Source organism: Microbulbifer celer (genome assembly GCF_020991125.1).
GTDB classification, from domain to species: Bacteria; Pseudomonadota; Gammaproteobacteria; order Pseudomonadales; family Cellvibrionaceae; genus Microbulbifer; species Microbulbifer celer.
The window spans coordinates 3,723,483-3,739,982 of the sequence record NZ_CP087715.1 but is presented as its reverse complement, the minus strand read 5'-3'; the positions used below and the strand labels follow the sequence as shown (position 1 = coordinate 3,739,982).

Annotated in this window: 16 protein-coding genes; 10 read left to right on the top strand and 6 right to left on the bottom strand. The window is 57.4% G+C overall.

All coding sequences use genetic code 11. From position 1 onward, the window contains the following. Nucleotides 1-19: 19 nt before the first annotated feature. From LPW13_RS15550 to LPW13_RS15540, 3 genes are all read right to left on the bottom strand, one after another. Nucleotides 20-931, bottom strand: coding sequence for a dimethylarginine dimethylaminohydrolase family protein (locus LPW13_RS15550; protein ID WP_230436800.1), 912 nt, complete (start codon nucleotides 929-931; stop codon nucleotides 20-22). 185 nt (nucleotides 932-1,116) lie between these two features. Then, a complete protein-coding gene (locus tag LPW13_RS15545) occupies nucleotides 1,117-2,364 on the bottom strand; it encodes a Zn-dependent hydrolase (RefSeq protein ID WP_230436798.1) in 1,248 nt (415 codons plus the stop codon). 202 nt (nucleotides 2,365-2,566) lie between these two features. Then, nucleotides 2,567-3,091: a gamma carbonic anhydrase family protein gene (locus tag LPW13_RS15540; RefSeq protein WP_230439212.1), complete on the bottom strand. Its 525-nt coding sequence runs from the start codon at nucleotides 3,089-3,091 to the stop codon at nucleotides 2,567-2,569. 154 nt (nucleotides 3,092-3,245) lie between these two features. Between LPW13_RS15540 and LPW13_RS15535 the strand changes: the two genes are divergently transcribed. The 3 genes from LPW13_RS15535 to LPW13_RS15525 are packed head-to-tail and all read left to right on the top strand — an operon-like array spanning nucleotide 3,246 to nucleotide 6,496. Continuing rightward, nucleotides 3,246-5,354: a M3 family metallopeptidase gene (locus tag LPW13_RS15535; RefSeq protein WP_230436796.1), complete on the top strand. Its 2,109-nt coding sequence runs from the start codon at nucleotides 3,246-3,248 to the stop codon at nucleotides 5,352-5,354. A 59-nt stretch (nucleotides 5,355-5,413) separates the two neighbouring features. Continuing rightward, nucleotides 5,414-5,677: a YheV family putative zinc ribbon protein gene (locus tag LPW13_RS15530; protein ID WP_230436794.1), complete on the top strand. Its 264-nt coding sequence runs from the start codon at nucleotides 5,414-5,416 to the stop codon at nucleotides 5,675-5,677. Between the two features lie 12 nt (nucleotides 5,678-5,689). Further along, on the top strand, nucleotides 5,690-6,496 hold the full coding sequence (locus tag LPW13_RS15525; protein ID WP_230436792.1) for a hypothetical protein: 807 nt from the start codon (nucleotides 5,690-5,692) through the stop codon (nucleotides 6,494-6,496). Nucleotides 6,497-6,561: 65 nt separating this feature from the next. On the opposite strand, the gene LPW13_RS15520 is transcribed toward LPW13_RS15525, so the two are convergent. Beyond that, on the bottom strand, nucleotides 6,562-7,206 hold the full coding sequence (locus LPW13_RS15520; protein WP_230436790.1) for a hypothetical protein: 645 nt from the start codon (nucleotides 7,204-7,206) through the stop codon (nucleotides 6,562-6,564). A 171-nt stretch (nucleotides 7,207-7,377) separates the two neighbouring features. Next, nucleotides 7,378-8,757: an MATE family efflux transporter gene (locus tag LPW13_RS15515; RefSeq protein ID WP_230436789.1), complete on the bottom strand. Its 1,380-nt coding sequence runs from the start codon at nucleotides 8,755-8,757 to the stop codon at nucleotides 7,378-7,380. Nucleotides 8,758-9,191: 434 nt separating this feature from the next. Between LPW13_RS15515 and coxB the strand changes: the two genes are divergently transcribed. The 4 genes from coxB to LPW13_RS15495 are packed head-to-tail and all read left to right on the top strand — an operon-like array spanning nucleotide 9,192 to nucleotide 13,485. Beyond that, nucleotides 9,192-10,367 carry a cytochrome c oxidase subunit II gene (coxB, locus tag LPW13_RS15510; RefSeq protein WP_230436787.1) on the top strand — a complete coding sequence of 392 codons (1,176 nt, stop codon included), beginning with the start codon at nucleotides 9,192-9,194 and terminating at the stop codon, nucleotides 10,365-10,367. Nucleotides 10,368-10,391: 24 nt separating this feature from the next. Further along, nucleotides 10,392-11,942 carry a cytochrome c oxidase subunit I gene (ctaD, locus tag LPW13_RS15505; RefSeq protein WP_230436785.1) on the top strand — a complete coding sequence of 517 codons (1,551 nt, stop codon included), beginning with the start codon at nucleotides 10,392-10,394 and terminating at the stop codon, nucleotides 11,940-11,942. Nucleotides 11,943-11,965: 23 nt separating this feature from the next. Further along, complete coding sequence (locus LPW13_RS15500; protein ID WP_268932656.1) at nucleotides 11,966-12,565, top strand: cytochrome c oxidase assembly protein; 600 nt, start codon at nucleotides 11,966-11,968, stop codon at nucleotides 12,563-12,565. A gap of 29 nt (nucleotides 12,566-12,594) precedes the next feature. Then, on the top strand, nucleotides 12,595-13,485 hold the full coding sequence (locus tag LPW13_RS15495; RefSeq protein WP_230436783.1) for a cytochrome c oxidase subunit 3: 891 nt from the start codon (nucleotides 12,595-12,597) through the stop codon (nucleotides 13,483-13,485). Nucleotides 13,486-13,605: 120 nt separating this feature from the next. Here the strand turns inward: LPW13_RS15495 and LPW13_RS15490 are convergent, their stop codons facing one another. Then, nucleotides 13,606-13,830, bottom strand: a complete 225-nt coding sequence (locus LPW13_RS15490) for a DUF2909 domain-containing protein (protein ID WP_230436781.1) — start codon at nucleotides 13,828-13,830, stop codon at nucleotides 13,606-13,608. Between the two features lie 33 nt (nucleotides 13,831-13,863). Between LPW13_RS15490 and LPW13_RS15485 the strand changes: the two genes are divergently transcribed. From LPW13_RS15485 to LPW13_RS15475, 3 genes are read left to right on the top strand one after another with little or no spacing between them, the layout of a single operon-like run. Further along, nucleotides 13,864-14,685 carry an SURF1 family protein gene (locus LPW13_RS15485; protein WP_230436779.1) on the top strand — a complete coding sequence of 274 codons (822 nt, stop codon included), beginning with the start codon at nucleotides 13,864-13,866 and terminating at the stop codon, nucleotides 14,683-14,685. Between the two features lie 31 nt (nucleotides 14,686-14,716). After that, nucleotides 14,717-15,358 (top strand): SCO family protein, encoded by a 642-nt coding sequence (locus tag LPW13_RS15480; protein ID WP_230436777.1) that lies wholly within the window; start codon nucleotides 14,717-14,719, stop codon nucleotides 15,356-15,358. A gap of 34 nt (nucleotides 15,359-15,392) precedes the next feature. Continuing rightward, nucleotides 15,393-16,442 carry a COX15/CtaA family protein gene (locus LPW13_RS15475; RefSeq protein WP_230436776.1) on the top strand — a complete coding sequence of 350 codons (1,050 nt, stop codon included), beginning with the start codon at nucleotides 15,393-15,395 and terminating at the stop codon, nucleotides 16,440-16,442. The last annotated feature ends 58 nt before the right edge of the window (nucleotides 16,443-16,500 follow it).

The window sequence follows — 16,500 nt, the reverse complement described above, 5'->3', positions numbered from 1 at the left end:
TTCATGCGGCTCGGAAACCTTATCCCGGTTCGCGCGCGAGGGGCTGACACATGCAGTGCACGCCGCCGCCGCCGGCGGTGATCATGGAGATATCCGGGTCGATCACTTCCAGGCCGCGGGCGCGGCATTTTTCTTTCAGTTCGGTGTTGTCGGCCGGCAGCATGATGCGGTCGTTGCCGAGAGCGACGACATTGACGCCAAGCTCCATCACCTGCGGGTAGGAGATGTCGATAATCTCAAAGTTGCGGGATTTGAACCACTGCACCAGTTCCGGTTCTACCGCGTCCACGCACACGGCCACCAGCTTTTCTGCCAGTGCGGCGACGAGCACGTCGATGTGCAGGAAGTAGGGGTCGAACTCGTAGCCTTTGACTTCCCAGCCTTCTTTTTCAATCCAGCTTTTCATCTGGTTAAAGCCCTGCGGGGAGGTGCGTTCGCCGCTGTAGCCGCAGAGGATGACGCCGGGTTCGAGCACCATAAAGTCGCCGCCCTCCAGGCTGCCGGCGGTGATGATGTCGTACACCGGGATATCCAGTTTCTGGTAGGTCTTGATGACGTCGACCCATTCGCCGCGGCGCCAGGGGGAGTACATCTGGGTGACGATGGGGCCCCAGGGTGTCATGACGCTGCTGTCGCGGGCGTAGAGTTGATAGGGGAGGTTGGCGTCGGCGGGCAGCAGGTGGGTGGTGACGCCGGCGTGTTTGTAGGCGTCGAGCATTTCCCGGTATTGCTGTTGGGCGACGTTGGCGTCGAATTCGCGGCCCAGGCGCACGGAGCGACGGGAAGCGGCGTTGCCCATCTGCCAAGTGTAATGGTCGATGGGGCCGACGAGCAGGTCGGTGAGGACGCCGTATTCGGAGTCGATGCCCCAGTTTTTCAACGGCGCTGTGTTGCCGTTGTCGTTGCGGTGTTTGTAAGTAAATCCAGTCATCTGCTTTCTCGAATCCTGTCTTATCAGGCCCTTTTTCAGACCCGGTGGCGCGGCTGCTGCCGGTAACCCTTCACGAGACACGCCGTGAACCCATCCATGGGGGCTCTTCCGCGAGGTCCCTCTGGCGGAAGGTCTCGTGAAGGGTTACCGGCATCAGCCGCTTCGCATTTGAGTTTTGCGCTTCGTTAGCTGTCCTGGTTCGCCATTTTCAGCATCGCGTGCAGCAGTGCGTTTGCGCCCGCTTCCAGATCATCCGGCTCCGCATTCTCCGCTTCGTTATGCGAAAGGCCTTTTTCACAGGGCACAAAGATCATGCTGGTGGGCGCGACGCGGGAGATATATACGGAGTCATGGCCGGCGCCCGAGACCATTTCTTTGTTGCTGTAGCCCAGTTCGGCCACGGAGCTGCGCACGGCTTCCACGCATTTTTCGTCAAACCTGACCGCCGGGGAGCGCCATTCGTCGCGGATCTGGTGTTCGAGGCCGAGTTCGGCGGCGGTGCCGGCGGCGATTTCGCGGAAGCTTTTGTCCATGGTGTCGAGCACTTGCTGGTCCGGGTGGCGCAGGTCGACGGCGAGGACGAGTTTTTCCGGTACGGTGTTGCGGCTGCCGGGTTCGGCGCGGATGTCGCCGAAGGTGACACGCGCCCAAGGGGCGTGCGCTTCGGCGAGTTTGTACAGCTGGTCGAGGATGCGGTGCAGGCCCATAAACGGGTCGCGGCGGGTTTCCATGGGGCTGGGGCCGGCGTGGCAGGGTTGGCCGATGAGGGTAAGGTCGTACCAGTACATGCCCTGGACGCCACTCAGTACGCCGATCTGTTTTTCCTCGGCCTCCAGGATCGGACCCTGTTCGATATGTACTTCGAAGGCCGCGGCGAGATCGCGGGGTTTGGCCGGGGCTTCACCTTGGTAGCCGATACGTTCCAGTTCTTCGCCGAAGGTTTTGCCTTCCTTGTCGGTGCGGGCGTAGGCGTATTCCTTGTCGAAGTTGCCGCTCCACACGCCGGAGCCGATCATGGCGGGAGAGAAGCGGGCGCCTTCTTCGTTGGTCCACACCGCCACTTCCAGTGGGGCTTCGGTGTCGAGGTTGTGGTCGTTGAGGGTGCGGATGACTTCGAGGCCGGCGAGCACACCGTAGACGCCATCGAACTTGCCGCCGGTGGGTTGGGTGTCCAGGTGTGAGCCGGTGAGCACCGGGGCCAGATCGCCGTTGTTACCCGCGCGCCGGGCGAAGATATTGCCCATTTCGTCGATGGTGATGCTGCAACCGGCGTCTTCGCACCATTGCACGAACAGATCGCGTCCCTGTTTATCGAGATCGGTGAGTGCCTGGCGGTTGCAGCCGCCTTTGGCGGTGGCGCCGATGGTGGCCATTTCCATCAGGGAGTCCCACAGGCGCTGGCCATTGATACGCAGTTTGCTGAGATCGGTCATGAAATTTTCCGACGGCAGAAGTTATTGTGTGTATTGAGGTGCGTACTGAAAGGATCAGTACACTAAGCACTAACAGGTTTAGTACAAATCACACGCTTAATTCTGCCGGTATCAACAACTTCTGATTGTCGAACTCAGCGCTGCAAGACGTTGAAACTGCGGAAACCGGCAATCGGAAATGCAGTAACTGCAGCAGTGGAAATCACTTGTGCAGGTATTCGTCTTTCAGTTTCACGTAATTACCGGCGGTATAAGTAAAGAATTTCTTTTCTTTCTCTGTTAACGGCCGTGCCTGTTTTGCCGGTGAACCCACGTACAGGTAGCCGCTCTCCAACCGCTTGCCCGGTGGCACCAGCGCGCCTGCCGCCAGCACAACTTCGTCCTCGATCACTGCCCCATCGAGCACAACGGACCCGATACCGATCAGCACCCGGTTGCCCACGGTGCAGCCGTGCAGACAGGCCTTGTGACCGATGGTGACGTCGTCGCCGATGGTCAGTGGCCAGCCGCCTTCGTTGAAATCGCTGGCGTGAGTGATGTGCAACACCGAACCATCCTGCACACTGGTACGGGCGCCGATACGGATGCGGTGCATATCGCCGCGCACCACCGCCATCGGCCACACGGAGGCATCGTCACCCAGTTCCACATCGCCGATCACCGTCGACTGCGGGTCGATAAACACCCGGTCGCCGAGCTTGGGACTGTGGCCGCGGTGCGCTCGCAGGGCGGGGTTCCGGGACTGATGGTGGGAATCGTTCGCGGACAAGGCTGACCTCCGGTTTGGCTATCCACTAGAATACAGCCTGATATGTTAACCCGTGCCGGGCGGTGATGAATGGGTTATTCACGCCATCGCCGCTCCCCGACAAGGAAATCCGATGTCTGATACTCCAGTGCCCACCGCAGCGCCCAACCCGCTGCTCGCCGAGCCCGTACTACCACCTTTCGATACCATCCAACCCGCGCACGCGGAGCCTGCGATTGTGGAATTGATCGAGAATTGTCGCGATCAGCTGCGAAAGGCATTGGAAAACTGCGGTGACAACCCGACCTGGGAGGAGGCTCTGGCGCCCTTGGAAGAGGCGCAGGATCGGTTGCACAAGGCGTTTTCACCGGTATCGCACCTGAACAGCGTGCTCAGCGGCGAGTGGCGCGCGCCCTACGAGGCCTGCCTGGCCAGGGTTACCGAGTACTGGACCGAAGTGGGGCAGGACCCGGATCTGTTCCAGGTGTACCGGCGCCTGGCCAAGGCCGCAGATTTCGCCAACTGGCCCCAGGCGCGCAAACAGGCGGTGCGGCACGGACTGCGGGACATGCATCTGGGCGGCGTGAGCCTGGAAGGACGCAAGCGCGAGCGCTACGCGAGCATCAGCAAGCGTCTGGCGGAGCTCAGCAGTAAATTTGCCAACAATGTGCTGGATGCCACCAATGCCTGGACACTGAATATCGAAGACGAGTCGGCGCTGGCGGGAATTCCCGAGACCGCACTGGCAGCGGCCAAGGCGGCTGCAGAATCCAAGGGCAAGCCCGGTTGGCTGCTGACCCTGGATGGCCCCTGTTTCCTGGCGGTGATGATGTTCGCGGATAACCGCGATCTACGTCATCAGATGCACACCGCATTTATCACCCGCGCCTCGGAGATTGGTCCCAACGGGGGCGAGTTCGACAATGCCAATGTGATGGCTGAGATTCTCTCGCTGCGTGCAGAAAAGGCGCATCTGCTGGGGATGAAGAACTACGCGGAGCTGTCGCTGGCGAGCAAGATGGCGGAAGACCCCCAGCAGGTGGAAAGTTTCCTGTGGGATCTGGCCAAGCGAGCCAGGCCTGCCGCGGTGAAAGAGTTTACCGAGCTGCAGAACTTTGCCTGCGATGAGCTGGGGCTGGATCGGTTGCAGCCGTGGGATGTGCCCTGGGCAGGGGAGAAGCTGAAGCAGTCCCGCTACGCGCTCAACCAGGAGGCGTTGCGCCCTTATTTCCCCTACCCGAAAGTGTTGGCGGGCCTGTTTGCGGTGGCGGAAAAACTGTTCGGCGTGGTCGCGGAAGTGGATACTTCCGTGGCCACTTACCATCCGGACGTGCAGTTCTACTGGCTGAAGCGCGCTGGTGTGCCCATTGCCGGGTTCTATCTCGACCCCTATGCCCGGGAGAAGAAGCGCGGCGGCGCGTGGATGGACGATGTCCGCGTGCGCCGACAGACCGTGGCCGGACTGCAGCTACCGGTGGCCTACCTGGTGTGTAACTTTAGTTCCCCTTCCGCCGCGGGCGCTAGTTCCCCGTCCGCCGCGGGCGCTAGTTCCCCTTCCTCGGATACCCCCGCGCTGCTCACCCACAATGAGGTCACCACTCTGTTCCACGAGTTTGGTCACGGCCTGCACCATATGCTGACGCAAGTGGATGTGGCGGCGGTGTCCGGCATCAACGGTGTGGCCTGGGACGCAGTCGAGCTGCCGAGCCAGTTTCTGGAAAACTGGTGTTGGGAGCCGGAGGCGCTGGCTATGATCTCCGGTCATTACCAGACAGGCGAGCCGCTGCCACGGGAACTATTGGACAAGATGCTCGCTGCGAAGAACTTCCAGTCGGCGATGTTTACCGTACGCCAGCTGGAGTTTGCCCTGTTCGACTTCCTGTTACACTCGCGCCCCGAAGGCGCCAACCCAGAAGAGATTCAGCGTCTGATCAACGAAGTGCGCGATAGGGTTTCCGTAGTGCCGGTATCGCCGGACAACCGCTTCCAGAATGGTTTCAGCCACATTTTTGCCGGCGGCTATGCGGCGGGCTATTACAGCTACAAGTGGGCAGAGGTGCTGTCTGCTGACGCATTCTCGCTGTTTGAAGAAAACGGTATTTTTGATCCGGATACCGGCACCAGATTCCTGCACACTATTCTCGAGCAGGGCGGCAGTCGCGAGGCACAGGACCTGTTCACAGAATTTCGTGGCCGCGGCCCTAAAATAGATGCGCTTCTGCGCCACTCCGGTATTGAGTAAATCGGAACATCGGGTGACGGGCTGTCAAAAGCAGTAGTAGATATATTTTGAGTGAGTTTATGAACAGTGAAACAAAAAAGCCCGTAAAGCGCCGGTTTATTGCCGGCGCCGTGTGTCCCCGCTGTGGCGAGATGGACAAAATCGTCAACTATCGACTGGACGATAAAAACTACCGGGAGTGTGTGGCCTGTGGATTCAAGGATGAGATCCGTTTACAGGCTTCACCGCGGGAACTGGATACCCGCGTGAATCAAACCGATGACAGGGAAGTAGAAGAGACGGCCGTAAAAATTCTGCAGCCGCCGTCAGATAAGAAACACTGACCTGAACATATTTTGAAAAAATTATTCCCGCTGATTGCCCTGTTACTGGTCGCCGCTATAGCGGCATTGTACGGGCTGGACCACTACCAAAAGCTGCGCGCGGATCAGCGCGCGCAGGTTTCTTATTTGCTGTCCCGCTGCGCCAACGAAGGGTTGCTCTCCCTGTTTTCTCTACAGGCGAATGACTGGAAAAAAAATCCGGAGCTCCTCAAGCAGGAAGAGGCGCGCTTGCTGCGAGCTGCCGGCGCACTGCCAGAGAAAACCCTGGAAGGTAAGGTCTTTGGAGACTGGCAGGCTGCGGTGCAGGTTTGTGAACGGCTGACAGAAAACTCAGTCCGCCAGCACAAAACCATTTTCTGGCCGGTCAAGGAGTTGGCGGAAAGTGAACTATGGAACCCCCGGGATCTCAACGATCGTCGGCGCCTTCATCGCCGTCAGCGCGATATTGATCGCGCACGAATTTCTGCCCAGGCGGCAGACCGTTACCTGATCGACCTGCGCGCAGACTTGAATAACCTGCTGGATCAGAGTGGTATTGACAAAGAAACGCTGCCGGAAATCAATGCAGAACTGGATCGCCAGGTCTTCAGCGGTTACCACAAGGGCGCCTTTTCTCTGGCCCGGGTGCAGCAGTACCTGAATCGCCTGCAACATTTCTACCAGCTGCTGAAAGAGAACCCCAAGGGATTTACCCTGCGCGGTGGCAGCCTGTATTTTTACGATCAATCCCTGCGGCGGGAAGTGGATGATCTGAACCGCGTGCTGCTACAGGGCGAACCGGCGTTTTTTAATAACTGGCGGCAGATACTGCGGCGGTAATCAAAGATGGGTTCAAATGAAGAGTGGACGCAGCCTGACTGCATTCGAGCAGGCCGCACGGCCCACTAGTGGGATCGGTCCAGCTGCTGTGGATACAGGTTGGGGGTGCGCAATTCGATCTGTAACTGGTTGGCAAAATCCGGCCATTCCCCCGGCGCATCATCGAAATGCTGCTTGTGCAGGATCAGTGCTACCAGGTGCGTGGGGTCCAGCTCAACGGGCTCAAAGCGTTGCAGCAGAATATCTGTCAGGTCGTCCAACTGACAGGCGAGCTTTTCTCCCAACAACTCCCGCACGATCAAATTTGCAATCATCGGATCCATCGGTAACAACGGCGTTCCGCAAACGGTTTGCAGTGCATCGTTGATCTCTTCCATCACCCGATGCGCCAGATAGGCTTCATCAAGAATCGATCCCAGCCCGTGCTCGTGGGGCTGACGTTCCGGAATTTCCTTGAAGCTGTGTGCCACCAGGTCTCGCACCGGTAAGAAATCCAGACCACCGGCCTTGCACAGTTGCTCCAGACGCTGCATCCACTGCGGGATGACCTGAATATAACGGATCACAAAACAGGTGATATGCAGAGGGGCATCCCGCTGAGGCAGCTGGATGCTGTGATGCAGGCGGGGCAGGGTGTCATGCAGAGAGCGGCGGAATCGTCCGCGCTCCTGCTCCGCCACGACGGCGCGGTCAATGCACTGTTGGATCATTGTGTAAGGGTCTGACATACCGCGATAACGATAACGGTGAAACCGCATCCTCGTTGCTTCATCAGACTGCAGGCAGGATTGTGCAGGGTATTTTGTACCCACGTCGCCCCCGATTTGGTGCAGCCGATGAGACCGCTTAACGTTGGGATTGGATTCTCCCGTAGGCTCCAATTACAACCAATATTTGCTTTTAGTGTAGATGTAAAAATAGACCAATAATCCAAGGGATCGTGCGCTAAACCATAAAAAAAGGCTGAACCAAATGCCACTATTGTCAAATTGTCGTGTAAACCACCAACAGGGTAGAAACACCATCAGGGTTGCGATGAACATGGTGTCACGCATTTGCCGGCTTTTGCCCGCCCCGATGAATACGCCGTCAAGCTGATAGCTCCACACCGCAACCAGCGGCAGTGCGCACAACCAGGGATAATAGCGGTGGGCAATCGCGAGCACTTCGGGTATGCCGGTAAACAGCGGCAGTATCCAGTCGCCGCCGATAATGAAAACCGCAGTGATCAACCCCGCTGTGACCATCGCCCACACGCCTGCCGCGGTGACCGTGCGTAAAAACTGAGTCATTGATCGGCGGGAAATGGCCCGTCCCACCAGCGACTCGGTGGCGTGGGCAAAACCGTCCAGTGCGTAGGAAGTCATCATCAGTAACTGAATCAGAATCGCGTTGGCAGCCAGTACAGCATCTCCCTGGGCCGCCCCCTGGGCGGTGAAAAATGCCAGAGTGAACAGCAACAGACAGGTGCGAATAAACAGATCCGTATTGATCCGCAGGAGCTCCAGCCAGGGCGCCACCTTCTGCCATGGCCAAAAATCCTTGCGCCGGATCAATCGGCTGAATCCGTCGCGGGCGGCACGATGGCGACGTCCCAGTAGCCACCATCCGAGAGTGAAGCTGGATACATCTGCGGATACCGAAGCCCACGCAGCGCCGCGGGCGCCCATATCGAGACCGATGATCAGCACCAGGTCCAACACAATATTCAGCAGATTGGCCGCCACCAGAATCATCAGCGGTGCGCGACTGTCCTGACGGCCGATAAAAAAACCCAGCAGGGCAAAATTTGCCAGTGCCAGGGGCGCGCTCAGCAGGCGGATCTGCAGGTAATCCTGCGCATGGGGAGCGGCCTCGGCACTGGCGTTCATCCACTGGGTGATCAGTGACAGCAGCGGCGATGCGCAGAGTAAAACGGCGGTTCCGAGTAACCCCGCGAGACACAGGGCCCGCGCCAACCAGCGCGCTGCGGCTTCGCCATCGCGGCCGGCTCTGGCCACTAGCCCGGTGGTGCCCATGCGCAGAAAACCGAACGCCCACAGCAGCATGGAGATGACACTGGCGCCAATGGCGACCCCGGAAAGATATTCCGGACTGGATAGGTGTCCGAGCACAGCGGTATCCACCGCCCCCAGCAAAGGCACAGTGATGTTGCTCAGAATCATCGGCCAGGCAAGGTACCAGACGCGGTAGTAGGGCGCGGCAAAACGGCGTGAAATCCGTTTTCGATCGGGGCGCGAGGGCGCCGGTGAATTTTTCATGTAAGTTGGCGGTTTAATTGACTTTCTTCCAGCGATGTGTTTCTTTTGGAAGTGCTAGATGCGACAAAAAAAGACACAGGTTGTTGGTTGTACCTTCCGGGCGACGACATCTGAAGTAAAAAATAACAAGTTGCACTGAAGCAGTATCGTGCGACCGCGGTCCTCCCCGGTGTACGAACAGTGTATGTAGTCTTGGTTTACTACAGCATGTCCACATTGATGATGTGTGGAACAGTATCCGATCTCCTGATCGGAGCAGACTCCAGTTATCCCGGCAGCCAACCGCTGCTAAAGGGTTTTGCTATCTTGTTGGTTACCGCGCCGCGGCCGATTACGCATTGCGTGTACAGAGTGCATGCAGGTGTGGCAAGGCTTCAGCAATGTGACCGCAGGAAGCGGCTCGCGAGAATAACAAACATGGAGATCTGCAGGCGATGTTGAAGGGCTTGAAACGGCTGTTCGCCTTCTTATTGTGCCTCCCGGTTTTCGCACCCGCTGCCTTCGCTCAGGAGTCAGCACCAGGCGCGAATCCGGAATCCGCGCAGGAAGTGGAGCGCTGGGGGGTCAACATGACCCAGGGGGTCACCGAAGTATCCCGTACCACTTACGATCTGCACATGCTGATTTTCTGGATCTGCGTGGCGATCGGTGTGGTGGTGTTCGGTGTGATGTTCTACAGCATGTGGCGCCACCGCAAAAGCAGGGGTTACAAGGCGGCGCAGTTCCATGAGAGCACGCTGGTGGAACTGGCCTGGACCATCGTGCCTACATTGATTCTCGTCGGCATGGCGATTCCCGCCACCAAAACCCTCTACGATATCTACGACACCAAGGAAGCCGATCTCGACATCATGATCACCGGCTACCAGTGGAAGTGGAAGTACGATTATCTGGGTTCCGATGTCTCTTTCTTCTCCAATCTCTCCACACCCCGCGCGCAAATCGATAACCAGCAGCCAAAAAGCAAAGATTACCTGCTGGAAGTGGATGAGCCTTTGGTGGTACCGGTCAATCAGAAAATCCGTTTTCTGATCACTGCCAACGATGTGATTCACGCGTGGTGGGTGCCGGACCTGGCAGTGAAAAAGGATGCGATTCCCGGCTTTGTAAACGAATCCTGGACACGTATCGACGAGCCGGGAATTTACCGCGGTCAGTGCGCGGAACTGTGTGGCAAGGATCACGGTTTCATGCCGATTGTGGTCAAGGCGGTTCCGCAGGATGAATACCACTCCTGGTTGAGCGATCGCGCCGCGGCTGCTGCGCGCATCAAGGAGTTGACCAACAAAACCTTCACCTTTGACGAACTCTATGAGCGAGGCAAGAAAATTTACGCGAGCACCTGTGCCGCCTGTCACCAGCCTAATGGCCAGGGTGTGCCCGGTACCTTCCCGGCCATCGCCGGTTCCAAGTACGCAACGGGCCCGATGGAAAATCATATGAGCATGGTGGTTAACGGCTCGCCGAGCAACCCAGCGATGCAGGCCTTCGGTGCGCAGTTGAGTGAAGTGGATCTCGCCGCAGTGATCACCTATCAGCGCAATGCCTTCGGCAATAATATGGGCGACACCGTGCAGCCCATTGACGTTCTCAATTTCAAGAATAAGTAAGCAGGAGCCGAGAGGAATTTAGTTATGGCACACGGCCCGAAACCCGGAATTACCCGCTGGCTCTACACCACTAACCACAAGGACATCGGTTCGATGTACCTGTGGTTCAGTTTTGCGATGTTCCTGCTTGGCGGTTGCATGGCGCTGGTGATCCGCGCCGAACTCTTCCAGCCCGGCCTGCAGATCGTGCAGCCGGAATTTTTCAACCAGATGACCACCATGCACGGCCTGATTATGGTCTTCGGCGCAGTGATGCCGGCATTCGTGGGGCTCGCAAACTGGATGGTGCCGATGATGATCGGCGCTCCGGATATGGCACTGCCGCGGATGAACAACTGGAGCTTCTGGATCCTGCCATTCGCATTTGCAATGCTGGCGTCCACCCTGTTTATGGAAGGCGGTGCGCCCAACTTCGGTTGGACCTTCTACGCACCATTGTCCACCGAGTACGCACCGCCGAGCGTGACCTTCTTCATCTTCGCCATCCATATCATGGGTGCATCGTCGATCATGGGGGCGATCAATATCGTCGCCACCATCCTGAACATGCGTGCACCGGGTATGACGTTGATGAAGATGCCGCTGTTCGTATGGACCTGGCTGATCACCGCCTACCTGCTGATTGCAGTCATGCCGGTACTTGCGGGCGTGGTGACCATGATGCTGATGGATATTCACTTCGGTACCAGCTTCTTCAGTGCCGCCGGTGGTGGTGACCCGGTATTGTTCCAGCATGTGTTCTGGTTCTTTGGTCACCCGGAGGTGTACATCATGATTCTGCCGGCGTTTGGTATCGTGTCGGCGATCATTCCCACCTTTGCACGCAAACCACTATTCGGTTACAGCTCAATGGTGTACGCCACAGCCTCCATTGCCTTCCTCAGCTTTATCGTGTGGGCGCACCACATGTTTACCGTGGGCATGCCGATTGCCGGTGAGCTGTTTTTCATGTACGCCACCATGCTGATCGCGGTACCCACCGGTGTGAAGGTGTTCAACTGGGTGACCACCATGTTCCGGGGTTCCATGACGTTTGAGACGCCGATGCTGTTCTCCATCGCGTTTGTGATCCTGTTTACCCTTGGCGGTTTCTCCGGTCTGATGCTCGCCATCGCACCGGCGGATTTCCAGTATCACGACACCTACTTTGTGGTGGCGCATTTCCACTATGTTCTGGTACCCGGGGCGATCTTCTCGATCACCGCCGGCGTGTATTACTGGCTGCCCAAGTGGACCGGCAATATGTACAACGAGAGTATGGGCAAGGTGCATTTCTGGCTCGCGTTTATCGGTCTGAATGTCACCTTCTTCCCGATGCACTTTGTCGGACTCGCCGGCATGCCGCGTCGGATTCCCGACTACGCGCTGCAGTTTGCCGACTTCAACCAGATTGCCAGTGTGGGGGCCTTCCTGTTCGGGGCGGCGCAGATCGTGTTCCTGTTTAACGTGATCCGCACGGTACAGGGCGGTAAGAAAGCGTCTGATGAGGTTTGGGAAAACCCGCAGGGGCTGGAGTGGACCGTACCGTCCCCGGCGCCGTACCACACCTTCAGCACGCCGCCAGCGGTGCGCTGAGTGAGCGCTTGAGGTAACAAAGCATGACCAAGCGCAATCAATCCCCCGGTGCAGGTACGTGGAGTGCCAACACCATCACCACAGTCAAGCTGTCCACCCTCGCGGTGGCCATGCTGGGGTTTGCGCTCTTCGTTATGCCACCGCTTTACGATGCGTTTTGTGAAATCACCGGTCTCAATGGCAAGACCGGTGGTCGCTACGAGGCGGTACCGGCGGCGGTGGACAAAGAGCGGCTGGTGAAGGTGCAGTTTGTCGCCAGCCACAATGAAAACATGCCCTGGGAATTTCGCCCGGCTACGGTGGAGATGAGGGTACATCCCGGCGAAGCCGTGGACACGGTATTCCTGGCCCGCAACCCGACCGGGCGCAATATGGTGGGCCAGGCAATCCCCAGCCTGGTGCCATTCAAAGCGACCGAATATTTCCACAAAACCGAGTGTTTCTGCTTCAACCAGCAGACGCTCGCCGCTGGCGAATCCGCGGAATTGGGGCTGAGATTTATCGTCGACCCGGATCTGCCGCGCGGCGTCAATACGATCACGCTTTCCTACACGCTGTTTGATGTGACGGATCGCATGGCCAAACAAACCGAGAACAAAAACACGGATGCCTCCCCCATTTGAGCGAGAGTCCAAGCGAGAGGGATAAATTTATGGCTACAGAAAGCAGCTACTACGTGCCCGAGCAGTCCCGGCTGCCCATCTTTGCCACCCTGGGCCTGTTTCTGACCGCCTTTGGTGCCGCCAGCTGGATCAATGGCGGCAGTGCTTATATTTTCTTTTCCGGTACCATCGCCCTGGCCGCGGTCCTGTGGTTCTGGTTCGCCGCGGTGATCCGGGAAAATATGCAGGGGTTGAACAGTGACCAGCTCAAGCGCTCTTACGTGTGGGGTATGGGCTGGTTCATCTTCTCGGAAGTGATGTTCTTCGCGGCATTTTTCGGCGCCCTGTATTACATTCGCACCTTCTCGCTGCCGTGGCTGGGGGGCGAAGGCGACCGCGGTTCCTCCAATATGTTGTGGGAGGGGTTTCAGAACACCTGGCCGTTGATGGTGACTCCGGAACAGGCGGTCAGTGGCGAGTCCGCCAAGGTAGTCGGCCCCAAAGGCATCATCGACCCCTGGCATCTGCCGCTGCTGAACACCGTTCTGCTGCTCGCTTCCAGCGTCACGGTTCATGTCGCCCACGTGTTCCTGAAAAAGAACAAGCGCCAGGCATTCAACCTGTGGCTGGGTGCGACCGTTATCCTCGGTGCAACCTTCCTGTTCTTCCAGGTGGAAGAGTACCTTGAGGCTTACCAGCAACTGGGGCTGACGCTGGAATCCGGCATCTACGGTACCACCTTCTTTATGCTGACCGGATTCCATGGGGCGCATGTGACCATGGGTACCATCATGTTGCTGATCATGCTGTTGCGCTCGGTGATCGCGCACCACTTCAAACCGGACGATCACTTTGGCTTTGAAGCCGCGAGCTGGTACTGGCACTTTGTGGACGTGGTGTGGGTTGGCCTGTTTATCTTTGTTTACGTGCTGGGCGCGTGATCTGAAGTGAGTGGTGGATACCCGGTACTCATCAACCTGAGGCTCGGCGGACGGGTAACCTGAGCGGATAGATATTCTGTAGGGTGGATAAGCGCAGTGCATCCACCTGACAGGTCCGGCTCAGTATTTATTCGCCCAGGGCGCCGTATTGGAAAGGATGCCACTGTCGAAGCCATACCAGATGGCGATCAGCAATAGAGCGGCAAGGGAAATGCGTATACCCAGCGCGTAGAGTGTGCGCTTTGATTGCGGTGCGCCCATATCGCGCAGCAGAAACAGAAGGGCGCTGGTCAGGCTGGCCAGCACGGCCAGAAACAACAGCACGATGATTGTTTTAAGCCACATAAATTAACGCCATTTATAGAAGTACTTATTGGCATGACAGTTCCGAACCAATCGTCGCACGCAGACGAAAAAGCATTATCCACCGGGACGGAAACACACTCCACGGAAGCCGGAGAACAGTCGCGAGGCACCAGTGTAGCATTGATCCACAACTGGCCGTTGAGCATCCTGAGCCTGTGTTTGATGCCGATTCTACTGTCACTGGGATTCTGGCAACTGGATCGCGGCGAAGAAAAACGGCAAATGCTTGCCGACATCGACACACGGCTCGCCGCCCAGCCGCAGGAACTCAACACCCTGCACACCCCGCAACAATATGTTGCGGTAAGAGCGCTCGGTTATTATACCGATGAGTATTTCTACCTCGATAACCGTATCCGCAATGGCAAGGTCGGTTACGAAATCCTGCAAGTATTTATCAGTAAAGGACAGCGTTGGCTGGTCAATCGTGGCTGGATCGCTGCCGGTAATGACCGTGCGCAACTGCCTGACGTGGACTACCCCCTGGCGGCGAAAGTCATCACTGGCTTCATTTATCCCAATGACGACAGCACTGGTGCAGCAGAACAACAACCGGTTGCTTCAGCAGAGCCTGGGGCCAGAGTCCAGTCATTGGAAAATGCGCTGACCGATTCACTTAACCTTCGCAATCCTCAGTGGCATATTCGGCTGAGTGCCGACTCCGATTCTGCACTCGTTACCGATTGGCGCCTGGTTAATACCCAGCCGGAACGACACCGTGCTTACGCCCTACAGTGGTTCGCCATGGCCACGGCACTGTTGATACTCTGGTTGCTTGCGGCAACGGATGTGCGTGGCAGGGTGTTCAGAAAACGGCTGAACCGCACACAATAACGATCGATAATAACAACAGCGAGGTAAAGGTGTGACCGATCAACTCATTACAGACACAGACGAACCGGGAAGTTCACAGCCGCAACGCCGGGGGCTTGGCCGTTGGGCTGGTATTGGTGTCTTTGTCGCGGTGGCACTGCCCATCGTCTCTGCCTATATCGTGTTCTATACCGGCCTCGGCATGCCCGCGGATACGGTCAATCAGGGAGAGCTGCTGCAGCCGGCCCGCAGCGTTGATGCGTTCTCGGTTTTTGGAAAAAATGGAGAGGCTATTTCGCTCACCGGAGAGGATTCCAAGTGGCGTTACCTCGTGATGGGAGATGCGGCATGCAGTGATGTCTGTGAAGAGCTGCTGTATACCACGCGCCAGGTACATATCCGTCTCGGAGAAAAGGCGCGCAGGGTAGAGCGTGTACTTGTCACATCAGCGCCGCTCAGCACATCGCGACAACAGGCACTGCAGAAGCAGCACCCCAAAATGCGGTTTGCTTCTGCGGATAGCCAACAGGTTTCGCAGTGGCTGAGCGATACCAGTCACGCCAACCTGGAAATGCCCGGTGTGCTGCTGGTGGATCAGCGCGGCTACGCAATGATGGTTTACGATAATGAACATAGCGGCAACCAGTTGCTAAAAGATATCAAACGGTTACTTAAGTACTCCTACGAGCAATAAAAAAGTAGTACCAGAAAAACAGGAGCACGCGCTGATGGATGTGGAATCCGATATTACCCAACTGAGAAAAAACTATAAAAAAGACTGGCGCTTTCGCCTTGCGCTGATCGGTACTGCATTGGCAATGGTTGTGGTTGTACTGGGGGCATTCACCCGCCTGTCTCATGCTGGCCTCGGTTGCCCGGATTGGCCCGGTTGCTACGGCCACCTGCTGTGGCCAACGGAGTCTCATGAGATCGAGGCTGCGAATAAAGCCTTTCCCCTGACTCCGGTAGAAACCGATAAAACCTGGCCGGAAATGGTGCACCGCTATTTTGCCGGTATGCTCCTGTTGCTGGTGGCAGGCCTCACCTATATGTTCTGGCGACGCCGCGGGCACCGTGGATTCATCCAGAGTCACATCCTGCTGGGGTTGATCGTAATGCAGGCCGCATTCGGTATGTGGACAGTCACCCTGAAACTCTGGCCGCAAGTAGTCACCGCCCATCTGTTGGGGGGCATGGCGACACTCGCGGTACTATGGATGCTCGCGGAGCGATTGCGATACCGCAAACGCGTTATTCCGCCGCATGAATTTACCGCCCTACAGCGATTGCGCCCTCTGGCCATTGCGGCGGTGGTCGCCGTCGGCCTGCAGATCGCATTGGGCGGCTGGACCAGCTCGAACTACGCGGCACTGGCGTGTCCGGATTTTCCAACCTGCCATGGGCAGTGGTTCCCCAGCGCCGATTTTTCTGAAGGCTTCAATATTGCGCAACAGATCGGCCCGAATTATCTCGGCGGTGCGCTTGAAGGTGAGGCGCGCACTGCAATCCACGTGACACATCGGATTGGCGCAATAATCGTTGCGGTTCTGGTGAGCCTAGTCGCCTTTCTCGCCTGGCGCGCCGGATCGCCCCGTTGGGCCCAGGGGCTGCTGGCAGTGTTGTGCTTGCAAGTGGCATTGGGAATTGCGAATGTAGTGATGTCTTTGCCGCTCTCGATCGCGGTGGCGCACAACGCCGGCGCAGCGCTTTTATTATTAAGCTTGCTGACGTTCTGTTACCGGATAAACACCGTGCAGCCAGCGATAGGGAACAGTTAACAAGCGGAGTTGTCGCTGATGCAAAGGCTGTGCACCCGGAAAACGGAAATCCAAATGG